This is a genomic window from Kribbella sp. NPDC050281 (assembly GCF_040655855.1).
GTDB lineage: Bacteria > Actinomycetota > Actinomycetes > Propionibacteriales > Kribbellaceae > Kribbella.
Genome location: NZ_JBFAKS010000010.1, coordinates 51,027 through 69,878, shown reverse-complemented (window position 1 = coordinate 69,878; position 18,852 = coordinate 51,027). Strand labels below are relative to the sequence as shown.

The following is an 18,852-nucleotide window of genomic DNA, read 5'->3' as shown; positions in this document are numbered from 1 at the left end:
GGCGGGCGGGCCTCACTACCTCACCCATCCACGATCCGTGGGATCACGCTCGGCGCCGGGATCCACGCCGCTGCCGCGTCAACAAACTACGCATAGCGGACGCGCCGGCGTTGCATCCTGTCGCTAGAGCACCTGCGAGAGGAACTGCCGCAGCCGCGGCGACTCCGCCGCGGTGAAGACCTGCTCGGGTACGCCGGACTCCACCACGACTCCGTGGTCCATGAACGCGACCTGGTCGGCGACCTCTCGGGCGAACCCCATCTCGTGGGTGACGACGACCATCGTCATCCCGGTCTGGGCGAGGTCGGCCATCAGGGCGAGCACGCCCTTGACCAGCTCCGGGTCGAGGGCCGAGGTGGCCTCGTCGAACAGCATGACCTCGGGCTCCATCGCCAGCGCGCGGGCGATGGCGACCCGTTGCTGCTGACCGCCGGACAGGTTGCCCGGTCGCGCCGCGGCCTTGTGGCTCAGTCCGACGAGCTCGAGTTGTCCCAGCGCCGCGGCCCGTGCCTGGTCGGGGTCGAGCTTGTTGATCTTGCGCAGCGGGAGGGTGATGTTCTCCAGCACCGACTTGTGCGGGAACAGGTTGAAGTGCTGGAACACCATCCCGATCCGGCGCCGCAACTCGTCCGGGTTGCCGCTGAGCACCGACTCGCCGGCCAGCCGGATGTCGCCGGCGTCGGGTTCGAGTAGCCGGTTGATCGCTCGGAGCAGCGTCGACTTCCCGGAGCCCGAGGGCCCGATCACGCACGCCGTACGCCCGGCCGGAACCCGCAGATCTACTCCGCGCAGGACCTTGTTGGTGCCGAAGGCGAGCTCGACGCCGGACACCTCGAGGCTGGCCGCTGTGGTGATCTCAACGGTTTGCATGGGCCAGCTCCTCCAGTACGACGTCCTCCGACTCGGCGGGGCGGCCCTCTCGCAGACGCTTGTCGAAGTAGTTCACCAAGTGGGTCAGCGGGACCGTGATGATCAGGTAGAAGATGCCGGCCAGCAGCAACGGCGACAGGTTGCCGTTGGTCGCGGCCGCGTCCTGCCCGATCCGGAACAGCTCCCGCTGGCTGGCGAGCAGACCGAGGAAGTAGACCAGGCTCGACTCCTTCACCAGGGCGATGAACTGATTGACCAGCGCGGGGAGGACCCGGCGCACGCCCTGCGGGATGACGACCAGCCGCATCCCATCCGGGTAGCTGAAACCGAGTGCCCGCGCCGCTTCGAGCTGGCCCTTCTCCACGCTCTGGATGCCGGAGCGGAAGATCTCGCCGATGTACGCGGCGGCGATGAGGGAGAGCGCGAGGATGCCGAGCGGATACGGGTTCGGACCCCACCAGTGCCGGGTGATCGGGGACAGGCCCTGGCCGATCAGCAGGATGGTCAGGATCGCCGGCAGACCGCGGAAGATGTCGGTGTAGATCTTCGCCGGCCAGCGCAGCCAACGCTTCCGGGACAGGGCCAGGACCGCCACGACCATGCCGAGCACGGTGCCCAGCACGACCGAGGCGGCCGCCAGGATCAGCGTGTTGACCAGGCCTACTGTGAGCATCTCAGGCAGGACTGCCTTCATCGACTCCCAGTCGAGGAAGGTGTCGCCGAGCGTGGACCAGACGTCCATCAGCCGGCTGCGGCGGTCGTGCTCGCCGCGGGCGTGACGCTGCCGCTACCCGGTTTGAAGGTCGCCGGTACGGCGCGACCCGGGTAGTACTGATCGACGAGCTTGCTCCAGGTTCCGTCGGCGATCACCTCGTCGAGCGCCTTGTTCACCGCGTCCCGTAGCCTGTCGTTGCTCTTGGCCACGGCGAACGCCATCGGCGCGTCACTGAGTTCCTTGGCCGCCAGGATCACCGTGCCGCCGCCCTGTTCCTTGGCCATCTTCTCGCCGATCTCGGCGGGCGACACCCACGCGTCCGCCGTACCGGCCTTGAGCAGACCGAGCGCTGCGTTGTAGTTCGGCACGCGGACCGGGTCCAGGTTCTTCCCGGTGGCGTAGTCATCCTGGACGGTGCCTTGGACCACGACGACCCGCTTGCCCTCGAGCTGGTCGAACGTCGTGATGCCGGAGGTCTTGGTGGTGTTCAGGCCGAGATACCCGAAGTCGTACCCATTGCTGAAGGCAACTGTCTTCTTGCGCGCCTCGGTCACTGTGATGGACGAGCTGCCGAGGTCGAACTGGCCGCCGTTCACCTGCGACAGCAGGGCGGAGAAGTCGGTGCCGACGAACTCCGGCTTCAGGTTGAGCTTCGCCGCGACCGCGGTGATCAGGTCATTGTCGAACCCGGTGAACTTGCCGTCCTTCACGTACACGTTCGGTGGCGCGTCGGTCAGCGTCCCGATCCGCAACGTCCCGGATTTGATCAGCCCGAGGTCCGGTCCGCTCGCGGCCGGGTCGTCATTGCTGCCGCAGGCAACCATCGCGGCCGCCAGCGTGACGGCGGTGGCTACTGCGGCGATCCGGTGAAGGGCGCTGATGGCGCGCACGACTGTCTCCTCACAAACGTCAACGAATGCAGGGCAAACCACCCTGCCGCGGCAACAGAACATCGCCTGGGTGCCCGGCATTCCACACCGACACCCAGTGAGACAGGCCGAGATGTCTACTCGGCTTGTGCTATATCAACGCCTGATTCGCGTGCGCGGGCGTCGATGCCGGCTGGTCAACCGTGGTGTTTCTCATAGTGCGCGACCGCATCGGCGGTCCGGCCGGTCCCGTAGGCGAGCAGTAACTCGGCGATCGCCGGTGACTCCGCCGCGGCCGCGTCGGCGGCTCGTTGGATCTCCTCGGCGGACGCGACCGCACGGAACAGATCCTGGATCTCCCGCACAACGGCCCGGGCGGTCGGTGGCGCATTCGTGGGCGCATCGATGGGGGCTCCTGATGGCCAGGACTGTCCCGTCGGCGCGTCCGCGGCCAGCCCAGGGGGTGTCGCGAAGGGTGTCGTCGAGCTCGTGGTCTGCCCCGATGGGGGGCCGGGTGATCGCCGCAGTGGTGTGGTGGTGACGTCGCTGTAGGCGCCCGTCGAGGCGCGGATCCGGTCCAGTGCGTGGGGAATGTCGTGGGGACCGAGCTCATTGGCAATGGCCAGATCGGCGAGCTCGGACACGGCGCGAAGGCGCGACACCACCGCAGGATTGCCGATCTTCACCCGCTGCGCGCTCATCAGCTGTGACAACATCGGCGCCGACAGCCCGATCACCTGCGCGAGCGCGCTCTGGGTCAGGCCGAGTGGCGGGGCGACTCGGCGGACGGTTTCACCGAGCGTCTCGCCGTACAGCTCGATCTGCTGCTGGAGGTTGTGCGCTGTCTGGTCCATCAGTGTGATCCCCTTACCCGGCCGTCCGTCCGTGACCGACTGCAAACATCTTCGCAGTTGCGAAGGCAAATTGCCAGCGGATCTATTTGCAGTTGTGGATATCCAGGCGCGGAACGAGCGGTCTTGACATTTGCGATCGCAAACTGCCAAGGTTTGCGGCAGCGAATCTCACTGGAGGAAACGATGACGGCTCTGCAGGGACACCGCCGCCCCGCGGTGTGGGCGCTCCTCGCCATCACCTTGACCGCAGTCCTGGCCGGACTGACCACCGGGACGGCCTCGGCCGATCCCGAGCCGGGTGACACCGGCAAGCTCGTGATGGTGCTCGACTCGTCCGGGTCGATGAAGGAGCCGGCCGGCGACGGCAAGACGAAGATCGTCGCGGCGCGCACCGCGCTGACCCAGGTGGTGAGCAAGCTCCCCGAGGACGCGCAGGTCGGCCTGCGGGTCTACGGCGCGACCGTGTTCAAGCGCACCCAGCCAGGCGCCTGCACCGACACCCAACTGACCGTCCCGATCGGCACCGGCAACCGGCCCGAGCTGCAGGCCGCGATCGCCAAGTACAAGCCGTACGGCGAGACACCGATCGCGTACGCGCTGCAGCAAGCCGCGAAGGATCTCGGTCCGACCGGCCAGCGCACGATCGTGCTGGTGTCCGACGGTGAGGCGACCTGTGCTCCGGAGCCGTGCGAGGTGGCGCGCTCGATCGCCAAGCAGGGTATCGATCTGAAGATCGACGTGGTCGGGTTCCGTGTCGGCGGGAAAGCCCGCACCCAGCTGCAGTGCGTCGCCCGTGAGGGCCGCGGCGACTACTACGACGCCGACTCGACCATCGATCTCGAGACCGGCCTGGATCGCCTGTCTACCCGCGCCTTCCGCCCGTTCCGCATCTCAGGCACGCCGGTCCATGGTGCGCCCCAGCAGGAGGGTGCCCCGGTCCTTGCCCCGGGCCACTACTCGGACACCTTCGGGGTGAACGACACGGCGATGCACTATCTGATCAAGCGGACCATCACCGGCTCGACCCTCCGTGCCGGCGTCAGCTTCCGTCGGCCGTCCGGGGGCAGCTTCGTCATCCAGACCGAGGTGCGGCTCAACACGCCCAGCGGTGAGCAGTGCGGATGGAGCTACCCGAGAGGGTTCGACGGTGACCAGGGGCTTGCGACGGGGACGGCCGCCAGCTGGTCGAAGTACGAGAAGCAGAACGAGGAGTGCTCGGGGTCCGATCAGATGGTGCTCACCGTGAATCCGGGCAAGGACTTCCGGGAGCTCAAGGGCGTGCCGTACGAGCTGCGGATCGACGAGGAGCCGCCGGTCGACTCGACCACCAGCCTGCCGGCGCCGGCTACCGACCCGGTCTGGGCTCCGATGCCCGGGTCGACCCCGCGCGAGATCGTGCCCGGTTCGAGCTTCCCGGATGCATCGCTGCTCGAGCCGGGTAGCTACAAGACGACGCTGATGCCGGGGGAGTTGCAGCTCTACAAGGTGAAGGCCGACTGGGGTCAGCGGATTCAGGCGCAGATCACGGTGCCCGAGATGGCCGGAGCCCAGGCCGAGGCGCTCGACGGGATCCGCTACCTCGACAGCGCGCTCATCTCGCCGATCGGCGAGGACGTCTACGCAGTCTTCGCCAAGAACGTGCCGGGCGGCTCCTACACCCGCGGTGTCCTCACCAAGCGAGGCCTGGTCAAGGCCGTCACGACCAAAGAGATCCGCTACCTCAACCGCAACGGAGCCAACAACCAGGACACCGGTACCTCGATGCCCGGTGAGTACTACATCGCCGTATCGCTGAGCCGCAAGGACAACGACAAGGCCTTCACCATCCCCCTCACCCTGACCGTCGGAGTAGTCGGTACGGCGGGCACCGGCAAACCGGAGTACGTGGACGGCGCAACTCCGGTCTCAGGCGAGTCCGTAACACCGTCCCCGACCAACACGCCCTCCCAACCGGCAGACTCCGGCGACAAGAACGAGGCAGGCGGTCCGGTCCAGACCCGCGACAACTCCGACGACGGCACCCCGACCGCCCTGATCGCGGGCCTCGGCGGAGGCGGTCTCCTCCTCCTGCTCATCGGTACCTTCACCGTCCTACGCCTACGCAAGAAGCCCGCCACCGCCCACCCAGCCCCGCAGCCCTGGCCCCAGCACCCCAACCAGCCCCCGCAGTACCCAAACCAGGCCCCGCCGCAGCACCCCAGCCAAGGCGGCCAACACCCACCCCACTAACCACCAACACGCAGAGGCCGGGCCACGACTGATGGCCCGGGCTCCAGCAACCAGCCCAACAGAGGGCACCGAGTGGTCTAGCGGCCCAACGAATTGCACCGTCGGCCGACGGGTCCGTTGGTCCGCGGCTTTGCTGGTCACCGGTGCTCTGCACCTCCGAAGCACCCACCGCTTCTCTCCGGGTCGGCGATCGGGCCATGGTGCGCAGTAGCCGGCGAGGCGGGCGCCGTACGGCTGGCACATGCGGGGGGCCTGCTCCTGCACTGGGGCCGAGGGCTTGCGGTTAGTGCAGGAGAAGCCAGGCGGCGCTGCCTAGGAGGGCTGCGGCACCTGCGAAGCAGCCTGCTGCTACCCACACCAATCCTCTGCTCCTGAGTGATGCCTTCGACTTCTCCGAAGTAGGCAACGGATCGGCGGTTGCTACGCGGGTCGGTTGACTTGCGTTGGGCGGCGTGGTGTCGGGGTGTGGTGCAGCGGATGGCTGAGCCGCGGCAGCTGATGCGGCGGGTGGTTGGGCGGTGGGTGCTGTGGCGGCGATCGCCACGCGTGCCGGTCGAGTTGCCTGTGCGGGCTGGGGCGTGCGGGTTGGCTGGGGTGGAGGAGCCGGCTCAGGTGAAGGAGCTGGCTGGGGTCGAGGAGTTGGCTGTGGTGCCTGGATCGGTTGGGGGCGGGGCGGTGGTGCGGACTGGGCTGGGCCGGTGGGGGTCCAGGCAGGTGGGAGGGGTGGGAGTTGGTCGAAGACCTCGGGGGAGTCGGGGTGGTTGGCCCAGGGAGTCTCCCCGGCGTGTGGGAGGACGCCGGATTCGGCGAGGAGGCGGGCGGCGGCGTGAGCGGACTCGGGGCGTTCGGACGGATCGGTTGCCATGCAACGCCGGATGAACTCGGCGAGTGGTGCGGCGGACGCTAGTGGTTCGGCCGGTGCGGGTGATGGGGCGTTGGCGGGGGGTGAGAGGGGACTGGGGGTGGGGCGTTGGCCGGTTAGGAGTTCTAGGGCTACGGCTCCGATGGTGTAGAGGTCTTGGCGGGGGTCGGGGTCGGCGCCGGCTAGTTGTTCGGGGGCCAGGTAGCCGGGGGTGCCGAGGATTGTGCTGGTGCGGGTCATGCGTGGTTCGCCGATCAGGCCGGCGACGCCGAAGTCGGACAGGCGCAGGTGGGGGCGTCCGGTTCCGGTCACGTCGAGCAGGAGATTCGCCGGCTTCAGGTCGCGATGGACGACGCCTGCAGCGTGGACTGCGGACAGGCCGTGCAGGAGTTGGTCGAGCAGTACGGCGACGTACGACGCTGGGAGCGGACCGTGGTCGCCGAGGAGGGTGGCGACAGAGCCGCCGCGGACCAGATCCATCGCGAACACGACCTTGTCGTCGTCAGCCGCCCATCCGTGCGGCGCGACCACGTGGGGGTGCTGGATCCGCACGGACTGTTCCCGGACGAAGCGCAGGAGGGTGGCCGCGTCGTGCTGCCCGAGGACTTTGGCCGCGACGTACGCCGACCGCCGGAGATCCCACGCTCGCCAGACCGACCCCATCCCGCCGGTCCCGATCAGGTCGATCAGCCGATACCGCCCAGCAAACGCCTCCACCGGCAAGAAGGTACAGGGTCCGAGGGACCGCCCCGCCGGACCCGAACGCCCCGAATCCGCCCAGGATCGGTGGGTGGGAAGGACCGGTCGGTGGGTGGGAATGACCGGGATGTGACCTGGGTCGTGGTGCGGGTTGGTGGGGAGGGCATACTTGAAGTACGAGTGAACCCACTCGCGTGCTCCGGGGTCGGTGCAATTCCGAGCCGGCGGTGACAGTCCGCGACCCGGCCGCTGCGGTTTGGCGGTCGGTTGACCTGGTGGAATTCCGGGACCGACGGTGAAAGTCCGGATGGGAGGCGCACGCGATCGGCGGGAGAGCTCCGGCGTTCGGACGGCGTGGCATGTGGGTGATGAGCCTGCGTGAACGCGTGGCCTCGATCCTCTGAGGACCGGCTGGACGGCGGGGGTTGCCGCGCCGGTTGTCATGGCCCCGGGAGTGCGTCCGTGACGACGAGGGACCGTGAGTGAACAACGCTTCGCCGATCGATGTGGCCTGGATGCGCCGTGCGATCGAGCTGGCCGCACGCGGCATCGGCACCACCCATCCCAACCCGGTGGTCGGCTGTGTCATCACCGGCCCCGACGGCCATCCGGTCGGTGAGGGCTTCCATGCCGTTGCCGGTGGCCCGCACGCCGAGGTCGAGGCCCTCCGGATGGCCGGACCGGCGGCCCGCGGCGGTACGGCGTACGTGACGCTGGAGCCCTGCAATCACACCGGCCGGACCGGACCCTGCGCGGACGCCCTGATCGCGGCCGGGATCACCCGCGTCGTGTACGCCGTCGCGGATCCGAGCAGGCAGGCGTCCGGAGGCGCCGAGAAGCTCCGGCGCAAGAACATCACCGTCCAGCAAGGCGTACTGCAGGCCGAGGCTGAGGCGGTCAACCAGGTCTGGCTGCACAGCGTCCGGACCGGGCGGCCGTTCGTCACCTGGAAGTTCGCCACCACCCTGGATGGGCGGTCGGCCGCACCGGACGGGACCAGCCGGTGGATCACCGGTCCGCTGGCCCGGGCCGACGTACACCGCAAGCGGGCCGAGTGCGACGCGATTGCTGTCGGCACCCAGACCGTGCTGGACGACGACCCGGAGCTGACCGTGCGCGACGAGAACGACGTACCGGCCGGGCGGCAGCCGCTGCGCGTCGTCGTCGGCGACCGCGAGATCCCGACGACCGCGCGGGTTCGCAACGACCGCGCCGAGACTCTGTTGCTGCCAACTCATGATCCGGCCGAGGTACTCCGGCAGCTCGACGATCGGCAGATCCGGCACCTCTGGCTCGAGGGTGGGCCGACCCTGGCCGCCGCCTTCCTGCGCGCGCAGCTCGTCGACCAGCTCGTCGCGTACGTCGCCCCGGCCGTGCTCGGCTCGGGGTACGCCGCGATCGGCGACCTCGGCGCGGAATCGATCCACCACCTGCGGCGGTTCAAGCTAGCGGACGTCACTCGCCTCGGCGACGACGTCCGGCTGATCCTGACGCCGCTCGAACCGCAAAGGACGCACTGAATGTTCACCGGAATCGTCGAGGAACTCGGCACCGTCGAGGCGCTCGACCTGCTCGAAGGTGACGCCGCCCGGCTCACCATCCGCGGCCCCAAGGTGACCGGGGACGCCGGCCACGGCGACTCGATCGCGGTCAACGGCTGTTGCCTGACCGTGGTCGCGACCGGCGAGGGCACCTTCACCGCCGACGTGATGCGCGAGACCCTGCAGCGCACGAGCCTCGGCCAGGCCGCCAAGGGTTCGCAGGTCAACCTGGAGCGGGCGGTGTCCGCGCACGACCGCCTCGGCGGCCACATCGTCCAGGGCCACGTCGACGGCGTCGGCACGATCGCGAGCCGTACGCCGGCCGAGCACTGGGAGGAAGTCCGGGTCGCGGCCGCGCCGGAGATTCTCAAGTACGTCGCCGAGAAGGGCTCGATCGCTGTCGACGGCGTCTCGCTGACCGTCACCGATGTGGACGACGCGACCGGCACATTCGGCATCAGCCTGATCCCGACCACGCTCGAGCTGACTGTGCTCGGCCGGAACAAGGTCGGCGACACGGTCAACCTCGAAGTCGACGTGATCGCGAAGTACGTGGAACGACTACTTGCTGGAGGCACCAAGTGAACCCGCTCGACTGGCTGCTGCACGAGCAGGTGACGATCGCCGGCTCCCCGGTCCTGATCCGGGAGATCGTCGGCAACGGCTTCGGCCTGGCCAGCGCCCTGTTCGGCATGCGCCGGATGGTCTCGGCCTGGCCGGTCGGCATCATCGGCAACGTTCTGCTGTTCACGGTCTTCGTCGGCGGCGTGTTCGACACGCCGCAGGACAAGGACCTGTGGGGCCAGGCCGGCCGCCAGGTGTTCTTCGCCCTGGTCAGCCTCTACGGCTGGTACCGCTGGTACCAGACCCGCCACCAAGGTGCCGCGACGGGAGTCCAGCCGCGCTGGGCCACCGCCCGGGAGCGGATCGAGCTGCTCGGCATCGGCGTCGTCCTCTACGCGATCGCGTACTTCGTCCTGCGCGAGCTGGGCTCGTGGGGACCGCAGTGGGACGCGTGGATCCTGACCGGTTCGATCCTGGCGACGTACGGCATGGCGCGTGGCTTCGTCGAGTTCTGGCTGATCTGGATCGCCGTCGACGTGGTCGGCGTACCGCTGCTGGTGCAGTCGAAGTTCTACCCGTCGGCCACCATGTACGTCGTCTACGGGCTGTTCTGCATCGTCGGATTCGCGTCCTGGTGGAAGATCCAGAACAAGGAGCGCGCTGTGACTCCAGAACCTGTGGTGGTGGGCTGACATGGGCACCGTACTGAAGCTCGACACGATCGAGCATGCGATCGAGGAGATCCGCGCCGGCCGTCCGGTGATCGTCGTCGACGACGAGGACCGTGAGAACGAAGGCGATCTGATCTTCGCCGCGTCGAAGGCGACGCCGGAGCTGCTCGCGTTCCTGATCCGGTACAGCTCCGGCGTGGTCTGCGTGCCGATGGAGGGCGAGGAGCTCGACCGGCTCGGCATCCCACTGATGACCCCGCACAACCGTGAGCGGATGCGGACGGCGTACACGATCTCGGTCGATGCCCGCGACGGCATCAGCACTGGGATCTCGGCCGCGGACCGGGCCCGGACGATCCGGGTGCTGACCGACTCCGCGTCCGAGCCGTACGACCTGGTCCAGCCGGGACACGTGTTCCCGCTGCGTGGCCGCGATGGCGGCGTACTGGTCCGGCCGGGGCACACCGAGGCGTCGATCGACCTGGCCCGGTTGGCCGGGCTGACCCCGGCGGCGGTGATCTCCGAGATGGTGAACGACGACGGCACGATGAAGCGCGGCCCACAGCTGCGCACGTTCGCCGACGAGCACGGGCTCGTGCTGGTCTCGATCGACGACCTGATCCGGTACCGGCGGCTGAACGAGACCCAGATCCAGCGGGTGGCGACGACCACGCTGCCGACCAGGTACGGCGATTTTGTTGCCCATGGCTACCGGAACACGGTGGACGGGTCTGAGCAGCTGGCGTTGGTGCGCGGTGAGATCGGCGACGGGCCGACTCTGGTGCGGCTGCACTCGGAGTGCCTGACGGGTGATGTGTTCGGCTCGCTGCGGTGTGACTGCGGTCCGCAGCTGGACGAGGCGATGCGGCAGGTCGCGGCCGAGGGTGGCGTCGTGGTGTACCAGCGCGGGCATGAGGGGCGTGGGATCGGGCTGCTGCACAAGCTGCAGGCGTACGAGTTGCAGGACGCGGGCCGGGACACGGTCGACGCGAACCTGGACCTCGGGCTGCCCGCGGACGCACGCGATTACGGCACCGGCGCGCAGATCCTGGCGGATCTCGGCGTCAAGGAAGTCCGGTTGCTGACCAACAACCCGGACAAGCTGGCGGGCGTGCAGGGTTACGGCATCGACGTGGTCGAGCGCCGCGGCATCTCCATCGACCCGACCGAGCACAACCTGCGGTACCTGCGCACCAAACGCGACCGGATGGGCCACCACCTGCCCGGCGGACTGCTGACCGAAGAGAACGGAGCCGGCTGATGTCGGGCAGTGGAGCACCCTCGATCGAGATCCCCCGGGTGGAGGGCGCCCGGGTGGCGGTCGTCGCCGCCCAATGGCACCCGAAGGTCACCGACGCACTGGTCGCCGGCTCGATCCGCGCGCTCGACGATGCCGGCGTGACCGACTACACCGTGGTGCGGGTGCCGGGATCGTTCGAGCTGCCGGTCGCGTCCCTGCATGCTGCGAAGAACGGGTACGACGCCGTGATCGCTCTGGGTGTCGTGATCCGCGGTGACACCCCGCACTTCGAGTATGTCTGCCAGGCCGCGACCGAGGGGTTGATGCAGGTCGGCGTGACCACGGGAATCCCGGTCGGCTTCGGCGTACTGACCTGCGACAACGACCCACAGGCACTGGACCGGGCCGGCCTCCCCGACAGCCGAGAAGACAAAGGCTACGAAGCCACCCAAGCAGCCCTATCCACCCTCCTCGCAATCCGCGAGCTGTAGTTAGCTACTGGATTCTGGTGTGGTTCATTTTCCAGTTGGGGGTCCAGGTTCGGCCGGCGTCGGTTGAGAAGGACTGTTCCCAGGCGGCTTTGTCGACTCCGGGGGTCCAGGTGAAGCGGACGTCGATGGGCTGGCCTTCCCACACGTCCGGGCCTTCGAAGATGCCGGTGCCGTCGGGGCCGAACGCTCCGATGACCGGTGTCTCCAGTTGGCCCCGGAGGCTGTTGATCCAGTGGATCGCCCACGTCTTCGCCGACGGGTTGTAGATCCGTAGCGTCGCGCCGCGGAAGCCCTCGGTCGGGAACCAGCCCTCGTCGAAGCTCACGGCACCGTCGAAGTACGTCGTGACTTCCATCTCCGACTGCATCTCGTACCACTCGGCCGGTTCCCCGAGCGCCGGCTTGCGGCGTCGGTTGTGCATGTCCCACCGGCCGACCAGGAAGTCGAAGTCGCCGGTCAGCTTGGGTACGTCGAGCGGCGGCGGGGGAGTGTCGCGTCGGGTGAAGTCCATGATCCAGTTGGTTTCCCAGGTCTCCCCGCCGTCGTTGGAGTAGGCCTGCTCCCAATGCGCCGTGGTCTCGGTGATGTCCGACCACTCGTAGCTGCACAGGATCGGCTTGCCGTCCAGCTCGTCGTCACCGACCAGCCGGCAGCTCGACCCGTCCTCCGACCAGCCGCCGCGCACGGGCGGATACAGCCGCATCGTCCGGCTGTCGACCCACCAGATGCTCCACTCCCTCGCGACCGGGTCGAACAGCCGGACCGAGAGCCCGTACGACCCCTTGGTCGGGAAGCGCATCTCGTCGATGCTGATGGCGCCGTCGAAGTACGTGTGCGCCGTGGTCGTCCCGTCGTACTCCTGCCACTCGTCGCAACCGGCGAAGGCTTGTTTCAGGGTGCGGTGCCGGACGTCGAAGTACCCGTTCAGGAAGTCGAAGTCGCCGGTCGCCTTGGTCCAAGTCGTCATGCAGCCAGCGTGGCCGTGAAACCTGACAAACCATGGCAGTCAAAAAGGATAACCTCGGGGCATGCGTTCGAGCCGGCTGCTGTCGATCCTGCTGTTGCTCCAGACCCGCAGGCAGCTGACCGCGCGTGAGCTCGCCGACGAGCTGGAGGTCTCGCTCCGGACCATCTACCGCGACGTCGACGCGCTCGCGGCGGCCGGCGTGCCCGTGTACGCCGATCAGGGGCGGGCGGGTGGTTATCGCCTGGTCCAGGGGTACCGGACCCGGCTGACCGGACTGAACGAGCAGGAGGCCGCCGCGCTCTTCCTGGTCGGCATGCCCGGCGCGGCCGCGGCCCTCGGGCTGACCGAGCAGACCAGCGCTGCCGAACTGAAGCTGCTGGCCGCGCTGGCGCCCGACCAGCGGGACCGGGCCGGGCGGCTGAAGAACCGCTTCCACCTGGATCTGCCCGCGTGGTACCAGGACGCCGAGACATCGCCGTACCTCGCGCAGGTGGCCGATGCCGTGTTGCACGACCGGCGGATCAGGGTGCTCTACCGACGTTGGGAGGCGCCGCGCGAGGTCGAGCGCGTGCTCGAGCCGTACGGCCTCGTGCTGAAGAACGGCAGTTGGTACGTCGTGTCCGCGACGGCCAACGGGATGCGGACGTATCGCGTGTCGAACATCCTCGAGCTGACGCCGACCGAGGAGGAGTTCGACCGGTCGGAGGGGTTCGACCTGGCGGGATTCTGGCAGGAGCACCTGGACCAGTTCGATCAGGTTCGGTTCACCGGGCAGGCGGTCGTACGGGTCTCGGCCCGGCTCGCCGCGAAGATGCACGACGTGTCGTTTCCCCTGCTGGTGAAGGCGGTTGCGGCCGCCGAGCCGGCCGACGACGGCAGCGTGACCGTCACTGTGCCGATCGAGTCGATCCCCAACGCCGCCGCCGCGTTCTGCCGGTTCGGGAACGCGGTAGAGGTGCTCGAGCCGCCGGAGCTGCGGGCCGAGCTGGCGGCCCTCGCCCACATCTTGCTCGACGTCTACGAGTCCTGACCGGCCAGCTTCTCGGTGGAGGTCCGGCCGGCCTCGGTACTGCGGCGCAGGAAACCGGCGATCACGTCGAGCTCGTCGGAGGAGTAGTCGTCGAGCAGGTCGTCCATCGCGCTGATCATCGGCTGGTAGAGCCGGAAGACCTCGACGCCACGATCGGGCAGGACCCGGATGGTGATGCTGCGGCGATCGCCGCGGGCCCGGTCGCGAGTGATCCAGCCGCCGCGTTCGAGCCGGTCCAGGATCCCGGTCAGCGTCGCCGGGTGGAGACCCGCCTGCCGTGCCAGGGCGCTCGGCGTCAGCGGGCCGCTGCGAGCCAGTACGTCGAGGCAGTCGAGGTCGACGTCCTTCAGCGCCAGCTTGCCGCCGACCTGGTGGTTCAGCAGGGCGAGCTGGATGCGGAGGTCGCGCAGCGCGGCCTTGATCTCGTTCCCGGCGCGGCGACGGTCGCGTGGAGCGTGGCGCGCGTCACCCGATGATGTCTGTTCCATATATTATGATTTCCGTACTATATGAGTTGCAGAGAACATCACGGTAGCGCAGGAGGAGTCGGATGAGGATCACAGTGTTCGGGGCGACGGGTGGGATCGGCGGTCACGTCGTACGTCAGGCGCTCGACGCGGGGCACAAGGTGACGGCGGTGGTTCGGCAGTCGTCGCCGTTCGAGTTGGAACACTCGTCGCTGGAGGTGGTCCGCGTGCCGGGCCTGGACGAGGCCGGTCCGTTGCGGGACGCGGTGGACGGGAGCGAGGCGGTCATCTCCGGAGTCGGCCCTCGTGGACGCAAGTCCGGAGCGGTCGCCTCGAGCAGCACGCGGTCGATGCTCGCCGCGATGGCAGCCGCCCAGGTACGCCGTTTCGTCGCGGTGAGCGCAGCGCCGCTCGGGCCGATGCCGCCGGACGAGAGCTTCCTGAACCGGCGCGTCGTCCACCCGATGATCAACGCCTTCGCGGCCGACGTGTACGCCGACCTCCGCGTGATGGAGGCCGACATCATGAGCAGCGCCACCGACTGGACCATCGTCCGGCCGCCCAAGCTGAACAACAAACCTTTGACCGGCACCTACCGGACCGTCGTCGGCGGCTCGGTCACCCGCGGCTACTTCATCTCCCGAGCCGACGTCGCCCACCTGATGCTCGCCGTCCTCGACGACCCGACATCCCTCAGTCAGCCGATCGGTGTGGCGTACTGATGTCCCGGTTGATCCGTGGCGCGAGCCTGCTGTTCAGCGGGCTCTTCGCCGGCTTCCTGCTGGGTGTGCTGGTGCTGGAGAACTCGCTGCGTGGTTTCAACGGCTCGGTCTACACGCAGGTACGCCTGGTGGAACTGGACTCCCTGGACACACTCGCTTCGGTGACGCTGATTCCGGCGATCGTGACCACGGTGGTGCTTGCGATCCGGGCCCGGGGCAACGATCGACGGGTGCTGGTGGCGGTTGCGTTGCTGGTGCTCGTGTTCGCGACGACCTTGGCGATCAACCTGCCGATCAACGCGGACCAGGCGTCGTGGTCGGTCCAGAACCCGCCGGCGGACTGGGGAACCGTCCGCGATCACTGGCAAGTGGCCCACCTGATCCGCACCGTCGCCGCGCTACTCGCCTTCGGCTCGCTCATCGGAGCCACCCTCACCCACCGAACCCCCACGAACCACCCGACCCCACCCAGCGTCGTACACGCCTGACCCACGCCCCGTGGCCGCCCGGTCGCCGCCCGATGTCGGGCCGCGGACACCATCTGGGGATCGCGGACAGGAAATACCTTGTCCGAGGTCCCCGGTTCCTGTCCGCGCCCCCACCGCAAAGCCGTCCGAGGGCGAGCCCGGTGCGGCCGGCGCACGGCACCCTGCGATATGAACGGACAACCCCTGGAATTGCTGGTTGTCCGGCCGGAATTCGAGCGAACAACCAGCAAGTCGAGGGGTTGTCCGGCGTCGTGCTCGGTGGCTGGGTGATCGTCGGTGTGGTGGGGGTTGAGGGGATGCTGTCGTGCAGTTCGACAGGACGTGTCGACGCGATCCGGCCGGTCTCAGGCGTAATTGCCCCAGCAGACGTGGTCCCTGGACCGACACCTCCTGTCGAGCAGTACGCCGAACCCCGCCCGGGGCTCGCTCCCTGTCGTGGCTTCTGCGCCGCCGTGGCGAGCGCGGTGTCGGGGATCGGTTCGTGGATCACGGTTCGCCACAGACGCTGAATCGCGCCCGCATCCACGACTCGACGACCACCTGCCGCTGAGTTGACCCCGACAAGACACAGCCCAAGGCCAGGGCCGCGCGCCACACGTGTCGCCCACACATCAGTCACGAGAGCCGAAATGACCTGTCCGAGGTCCCCGCATGGTGTGTCCGAGGTCCGGCGGGCGGCGAGCTCCTATCCGGCCGCCGCGCGGATGCGGTGGTGGGGGACGGCTTGGGCGGTGTTGCCTCGGTGGCCTTTGGTCGTGCGGGCCATGGTGAGGGAGTTGAGGAGGGCTTCCTCGACCGACTCGGTGACGGCTTGGAACGGGGCGCGGAGATCCTTGTCCTGGTAGCCGGGGGCGGGGTTGGTGGTGAAGGCGATGGCGTAGTCGCCGCTGCCGGGGGCGTAGTCGGAGCCGACGCGGGCGAGGGCGAAGACCGCGCGGCGGGCCAGCCGGCCCAGTTGGCGGGCGTCCAGCGGGAGGTCGGTGGCGACGACGATCATGCACGAGTTGCCGTCGGCATCCACTGGCACAGCCGGAACCGGTCTGCCCAGCACCGTCAGCAGTCCGGAGAAGTTCGACTGGACGATCGCCCCTACCGAACCCTGCTCCACGGTGCGGGACGACGTACCGATGCCGGCTTTGAAGCCGAGGGCTGTGGTGCCGGTGCCGGCTCCCACGCAGCCTTCGGCGGGGAGGTCGGTGGAGGCCGAGTCCAGGGCGGCGTGGACGTGTTCGGGGGTGATCGGGCGGCGGCGGATGTCGGAGAGGAAGGCATCGTTGGTCTCGCCGACCACCGGGTTGAGGCTGGTCGCCTTCGGGTCGCGCTCGATCAGCCAGGTGACGAGCGCGTCGGCGACCCGGAACACACTCAGCGTTCCGGTGAGCAGGATCGGCGTCTCGATCCGGCCCAGCTCATCCACCTGGGTGCTCCCGACGAGCTTGCCGTACCCGTTGCCCACCGCCACAGCCGCGGGCAGCCCGTCGGCGTACCCGTCCGGCACGATCGCGGTGACGCCGGTGTTCAGGTCATCGGTGGCGATCGTGGTCTGGCCGACGCGGACGCCGGGTACGTCGGTGATCGCATTGCGCGGGCCGGTCGGCAGCGTGCCGACGACCACGCCGAGGTCGCGGAGTCTCCGGGGAGTTTGCATGCGGCTATCGTCGGCCAGGTGCTCGAACACCTGAACGGCCGGGTCTGGCTGTACCCCCACGATCCCGACCAGGACGCGATCCGCCCGTCGGTCGCGGTGATCGCCGACGACCGGGGCAGCGTCCTGATCGACGCCGGCAACAGCCCGAAACATGCCCGCGAGATCCAGGCGGCGATCGCAGCCGCCGGTCTGCCCGCGCCACGGTGGTTGGTCTACACGCACCACCACTGGGACCACACGTGGGGCGCATGCGCCTGGCCGGACGTCACAGTGGTCGCCCACTCGTCCGCGGTGCCGATCCTGACCGCGGAAGGCGAACGCCCGTGGAGCCACCGCTACTTGCATGACCAGGTCAAGGCCAACCCGAAGCTCGGCCCCAGCTTCCGGGCCCGCGCCCTCGCCGTACCCGACTGGACCGACTTCCGCATCGTCGTCCCCGACCAGACCTTCGACGACACCCTCACGCTGCCGACCGGCGTCGTACTGCGTCATGTCGGCGGCAACCACGCCCCGGACTCCCTGGTGGCCATCGACTCCGGCGTCGTACTCATCGGCGACGCCTTCTACCCACCGCCGTACCACCAGCGCACGTCAGAAGACAGCGCCGACTACGCGATGATCAAACAACTCCTGTCCGAGCGGCATGACTGGTACGTCGATGCGCACTCACCGCCGCGCCGCCGTTCGGCCGCCCTCGCGGAGTCCGGCTAGCGGACCTGAGCGGCGGGGAGTGGGAGCGGCCCTCTAGGCTGGGCGCGCGATGAAGAGTTTCGAGGAGCTGTTTGCCGAGCTGGGTGAGAAGGCGCGGACGCGGCCGGAGGGATCCGGGACCGTGGCGGCGCTGGATGCCGGCGTGCACTCGATCGGCAAGAAGCTGGTCGAGGAGGCCGCCGAGTCCTGGATGGCCGCCGAGCACGAGGGCAAGGAGCGGGCCGCGGAGGAGCTGTCCCAGCTGCTCTACCACACCCAGGTGATGATGCACGCGCTCGGCCTGGACCTCGACGACGTGTACCGACATCTGTAGGAACCCCTCCGACAGTCACCGGTTCACTTCAGAAAGGGCAGTCCCATGCTGCGCGTCGCAGTACCCAACAAGGGCTCGCTGAGCGAAGCCGCCATCGAGATCCTCACCGAGGCCGGCTACAAACAGCGCCGGACCACCAAGGACCTCTCCCTCACCGACGCGGCCAACGAGGTCGAGTTCTACTACCTGCGCCCCCGCGACATCGCCGTGTACGTCGGCGAGGGCACGCTGGACGTCGGCATCTCCGGCCGTGACCTCGTGCTCGACTCGCACGCCGACGCCGAGGTGATCATGGAGCTCGGCTTCGGCAGCTCCACCTTCCGGTTCGCCGGTCCGCCCGGTGCGGCCGACTCGGTGAAGGACCTGGCCGGTAAACGGATCGCCACGTCGTACGCCGGGGTGCTGCAGGACCACCTGGCCGAGAACGGCGTCGACGCGTCCGTGGTCCGCCTCGACGGTGCGGTCGAGTCGGCCGTCCAGCTGGGCGTCGCGGACGTGATCGCGGACGTCGTCGAGACGGGTACGACGCTCCGCCAGGCCGGACTCGAGGTCTTCGGCGACCCGATCCTCAAGTCCGAGGCGGTGCTGATCAAGCGGCACGGCGTGGAGACTCCGCCGAACGGCATCCAGCAGCTGGTACGCCGCCTGCAGGGCGTCCTGATCGCCCGCAACTACGTGATGATGGACTACGACATCCCGGCCGACGCGGTCGACGCGGCCACCGCGGTCGCGCCGGGTCTGGAGTCGCCGACGGTCTCGCCGCTGCACCGGCAGGGCTGGGTCGCCGTCCGCGTGATGGTCCAGCGCGCCGACGCCCAGCGGCTGATGGACCAGCTGTGGGAGGTGGGCGCGCGTGCCATCCTCACCACGGACATCCACGCCTGCCGGATCTGACCGGGGA

20 protein-coding genes and 1 riboswitch are annotated in these 18,852 nt (G+C 68.6%); of the genes, 12 read left to right on the top strand and 8 right to left on the bottom strand.

Features of this window, described 5'->3' with window-relative positions; genetic code table 11:
- Positions 1-123 precede the first annotated feature (123 nt).
- From AB0I34_RS13215 to AB0I34_RS13200, 4 genes are all read right to left on the bottom strand, one after another.
- Positions 124-870, bottom strand: a complete 747-nt coding sequence (locus tag AB0I34_RS13215; RefSeq protein ID WP_360444281.1) for an amino acid ABC transporter ATP-binding protein — start codon at positions 868-870, stop codon at positions 124-126.
- On the bottom strand, positions 857-1,612 hold the full coding sequence (locus AB0I34_RS13210) for an amino acid ABC transporter permease (RefSeq protein WP_360444279.1): 756 nt from the start codon (positions 1,610-1,612) through the stop codon (positions 857-859). The genes AB0I34_RS13215 and AB0I34_RS13210 overlap by 14 nt, the downstream gene beginning before the upstream one ends.
- Positions 1,612-2,475, bottom strand: a complete 864-nt coding sequence (locus tag AB0I34_RS13205; RefSeq protein ID WP_360444276.1) for an ABC transporter substrate-binding protein — start codon at positions 2,473-2,475, stop codon at positions 1,612-1,614. Before AB0I34_RS13205 ends, AB0I34_RS13210 begins: the two co-directional genes overlap by 1 nt.
- 176 nt (positions 2,476-2,651) lie before the next feature.
- A complete protein-coding gene (locus AB0I34_RS13200) occupies positions 2,652-3,308 on the bottom strand; it encodes a DNA-binding protein (protein WP_360444273.1) in 657 nt (218 codons plus the stop codon).
- Between the two features lie 183 nt (positions 3,309-3,491).
- On the opposite strand from AB0I34_RS13200, the gene AB0I34_RS13195 reads away from it, so the two are divergent.
- Positions 3,492-5,537 carry a VWA domain-containing protein gene (locus AB0I34_RS13195; RefSeq protein WP_360444270.1) on the top strand — a complete coding sequence of 682 codons (2,046 nt, stop codon included), beginning with the start codon at positions 3,492-3,494 and terminating at the stop codon, positions 5,535-5,537.
- A gap of 283 nt (positions 5,538-5,820) precedes the next feature.
- Here the strand turns inward: AB0I34_RS13195 and AB0I34_RS13190 are convergent, their stop codons facing one another.
- Positions 5,821-7,116, bottom strand: a complete 1,296-nt coding sequence (locus AB0I34_RS13190) for a protein kinase (RefSeq protein ID WP_360444267.1) — start codon at positions 7,114-7,116, stop codon at positions 5,821-5,823.
- A gap of 172 nt (positions 7,117-7,288) precedes the next feature.
- A riboswitch (FMN riboswitch) is annotated at positions 7,289-7,422 on the top strand.
- 158 nt (positions 7,423-7,580) lie between these two features.
- Between AB0I34_RS13190 and ribD the strand changes: the two genes are divergently transcribed.
- The 5 genes from ribD to ribH are packed head-to-tail and all read left to right on the top strand — an operon-like array spanning position 7,581 to position 11,605.
- Positions 7,581-8,618: a bifunctional diaminohydroxyphosphoribosylaminopyrimidine deaminase/5-amino-6-(5-phosphoribosylamino)uracil reductase RibD gene (ribD, locus tag AB0I34_RS13185; protein WP_360444264.1), complete on the top strand. Its 1,038-nt coding sequence runs from the start codon at positions 7,581-7,583 to the stop codon at positions 8,616-8,618.
- Positions 8,619-9,224 carry a riboflavin synthase gene (locus tag AB0I34_RS13180; protein ID WP_360444261.1) on the top strand — a complete coding sequence of 202 codons (606 nt, stop codon included), beginning with the start codon at positions 8,619-8,621 and terminating at the stop codon, positions 9,222-9,224.
- Complete coding sequence (pnuC, locus tag AB0I34_RS13175) at positions 9,221-9,895, top strand: nicotinamide riboside transporter PnuC (protein ID WP_360444258.1); 675 nt, start codon at positions 9,221-9,223, stop codon at positions 9,893-9,895. The genes AB0I34_RS13180 and pnuC overlap by 4 nt, the downstream gene beginning before the upstream one ends.
- A 1-nt stretch (position 9,896) precedes the next feature.
- Positions 9,897-11,135 carry a bifunctional 3,4-dihydroxy-2-butanone-4-phosphate synthase/GTP cyclohydrolase II gene (locus AB0I34_RS13170; RefSeq protein WP_360444255.1) on the top strand — a complete coding sequence of 413 codons (1,239 nt, stop codon included), beginning with the start codon at positions 9,897-9,899 and terminating at the stop codon, positions 11,133-11,135.
- Positions 11,135-11,605 carry a 6,7-dimethyl-8-ribityllumazine synthase gene (gene ribH / locus AB0I34_RS13165; protein ID WP_360444252.1) on the top strand — a complete coding sequence of 157 codons (471 nt, stop codon included), beginning with the start codon at positions 11,135-11,137 and terminating at the stop codon, positions 11,603-11,605. Before AB0I34_RS13170 ends, ribH begins: the two co-directional genes overlap by 1 nt.
- A gap of 4 nt (positions 11,606-11,609) precedes the next feature.
- Here the strand turns inward: ribH and AB0I34_RS13160 are convergent, their stop codons facing one another.
- Positions 11,610-12,572 carry a hypothetical protein gene (locus tag AB0I34_RS13160; protein ID WP_360444250.1) on the bottom strand — a complete coding sequence of 321 codons (963 nt, stop codon included), beginning with the start codon at positions 12,570-12,572 and terminating at the stop codon, positions 11,610-11,612.
- Positions 12,573-12,633: 61 nt separating this feature from the next.
- On the opposite strand from AB0I34_RS13160, the gene AB0I34_RS13155 reads away from it, so the two are divergent.
- Entirely contained in the window at positions 12,634-13,602 is a 969-nt protein-coding gene (locus tag AB0I34_RS13155; RefSeq protein ID WP_360444247.1) for a WYL domain-containing protein, read from the top strand.
- On the opposite strand, the gene AB0I34_RS13150 is transcribed toward AB0I34_RS13155, so the two are convergent.
- On the bottom strand, positions 13,590-14,090 hold the full coding sequence (locus tag AB0I34_RS13150) for a MarR family transcriptional regulator (protein WP_360444244.1): 501 nt from the start codon (positions 14,088-14,090) through the stop codon (positions 13,590-13,592). The two genes, AB0I34_RS13155 and AB0I34_RS13150, sit on opposite strands and share 13 nt — an antisense overlap.
- A 62-nt stretch (positions 14,091-14,152) precedes the next feature.
- On the opposite strand from AB0I34_RS13150, the gene AB0I34_RS13145 reads away from it, so the two are divergent.
- Positions 14,153-14,791, top strand: a complete 639-nt coding sequence (locus tag AB0I34_RS13145) for an NAD(P)H-binding protein (protein ID WP_360444241.1) — start codon at positions 14,153-14,155, stop codon at positions 14,789-14,791.
- Positions 14,791-15,279, top strand: coding sequence for an anthrone oxygenase family protein (locus AB0I34_RS13140; RefSeq protein WP_360444238.1), 489 nt, complete (start codon positions 14,791-14,793; stop codon positions 15,277-15,279). The genes AB0I34_RS13145 and AB0I34_RS13140 overlap by 1 nt, the downstream gene beginning before the upstream one ends.
- 685 nt (positions 15,280-15,964) lie before the next feature.
- Here the strand turns inward: AB0I34_RS13140 and AB0I34_RS13135 are convergent.
- A complete protein-coding gene (locus AB0I34_RS13135; protein ID WP_360444235.1) occupies positions 15,965-16,927 on the bottom strand; it encodes a P1 family peptidase in 963 nt (320 codons plus the stop codon).
- 18 nt (positions 16,928-16,945) lie between these two features.
- On the opposite strand from AB0I34_RS13135, the gene AB0I34_RS13130 reads away from it, so the two are divergent.
- From AB0I34_RS13130 to hisG, 3 genes are read left to right on the top strand one after another with little or no spacing between them, the layout of a single operon-like run.
- Entirely contained in the window at positions 16,946-17,638 is a 693-nt protein-coding gene (locus AB0I34_RS13130; RefSeq protein WP_360444232.1) for an MBL fold metallo-hydrolase, read from the top strand.
- 49 nt (positions 17,639-17,687) lie between these two features.
- Complete coding sequence (locus tag AB0I34_RS13125; protein WP_131516128.1) at positions 17,688-17,951, top strand: phosphoribosyl-ATP diphosphatase; 264 nt, start codon at positions 17,688-17,690, stop codon at positions 17,949-17,951.
- A gap of 45 nt (positions 17,952-17,996) precedes the next feature.
- A complete protein-coding gene (hisG, locus tag AB0I34_RS13120) occupies positions 17,997-18,845 on the top strand; it encodes an ATP phosphoribosyltransferase (protein ID WP_360444228.1) in 849 nt (282 codons plus the stop codon).
- Positions 18,846-18,852: the final 7 nt, after the last annotated feature.

Excerpts from the sequence above, each read along its gene's own strand:
- AB0I34_RS13215 (WP_360444281.1), bottom strand. The coding sequence starts at position 870 with ATGCAAACCGTTGAGATCACCACAGCGGCCAGCCTCGAGGTGTCCGGC.
- AB0I34_RS13210 (WP_360444279.1), bottom strand. The coding sequence starts at position 1,612 with ATGGACGTCTGGTCCACGCTCGGCGACACCTTCCTCGACTGGGAGTCG.
- AB0I34_RS13200 (WP_360444273.1), bottom strand. The coding sequence starts at position 3,308 with ATGGACCAGACAGCGCACAACCTCCAGCAGCAGATCGAGCTGTACGGC.
- AB0I34_RS13195 (WP_360444270.1), top strand. The coding sequence starts at position 3,492 with ATGACGGCTCTGCAGGGACACCGCCGCCCCGCGGTGTGGGCGCTCCTC.
- AB0I34_RS13180 (WP_360444261.1), top strand. The coding sequence starts at position 8,619 with ATGTTCACCGGAATCGTCGAGGAACTCGGCACCGTCGAGGCGCTCGAC.
- AB0I34_RS13170 (WP_360444255.1), top strand. The coding sequence starts at position 9,897 with ATGGGCACCGTACTGAAGCTCGACACGATCGAGCATGCGATCGAGGAG.
- ribH (WP_360444252.1), top strand. The coding sequence starts at position 11,135 with ATGTCGGGCAGTGGAGCACCCTCGATCGAGATCCCCCGGGTGGAGGGC.
- AB0I34_RS13160 (WP_360444250.1), bottom strand. The coding sequence starts at position 12,572 with ATGACGACTTGGACCAAGGCGACCGGCGACTTCGACTTCCTGAACGGG.
- AB0I34_RS13155 (WP_360444247.1), top strand. The coding sequence starts at position 12,634 with ATGCGTTCGAGCCGGCTGCTGTCGATCCTGCTGTTGCTCCAGACCCGC.
- AB0I34_RS13150 (WP_360444244.1), bottom strand. The coding sequence starts at position 14,090 with ATGGAACAGACATCATCGGGTGACGCGCGCCACGCTCCACGCGACCGT.
- AB0I34_RS13145 (WP_360444241.1), top strand. The coding sequence starts at position 14,153 with ATGAGGATCACAGTGTTCGGGGCGACGGGTGGGATCGGCGGTCACGTC.
- AB0I34_RS13140 (WP_360444238.1), top strand. The coding sequence starts at position 14,791 with ATGTCCCGGTTGATCCGTGGCGCGAGCCTGCTGTTCAGCGGGCTCTTC.
- AB0I34_RS13135 (WP_360444235.1), bottom strand. The coding sequence starts at position 16,927 with ATGCAAACTCCCCGGAGACTCCGCGACCTCGGCGTGGTCGTCGGCACG.
- AB0I34_RS13125 (WP_131516128.1), top strand. The coding sequence starts at position 17,688 with ATGAAGAGTTTCGAGGAGCTGTTTGCCGAGCTGGGTGAGAAGGCGCGG.
- hisG (WP_360444228.1), top strand. The coding sequence starts at position 17,997 with ATGCTGCGCGTCGCAGTACCCAACAAGGGCTCGCTGAGCGAAGCCGCC.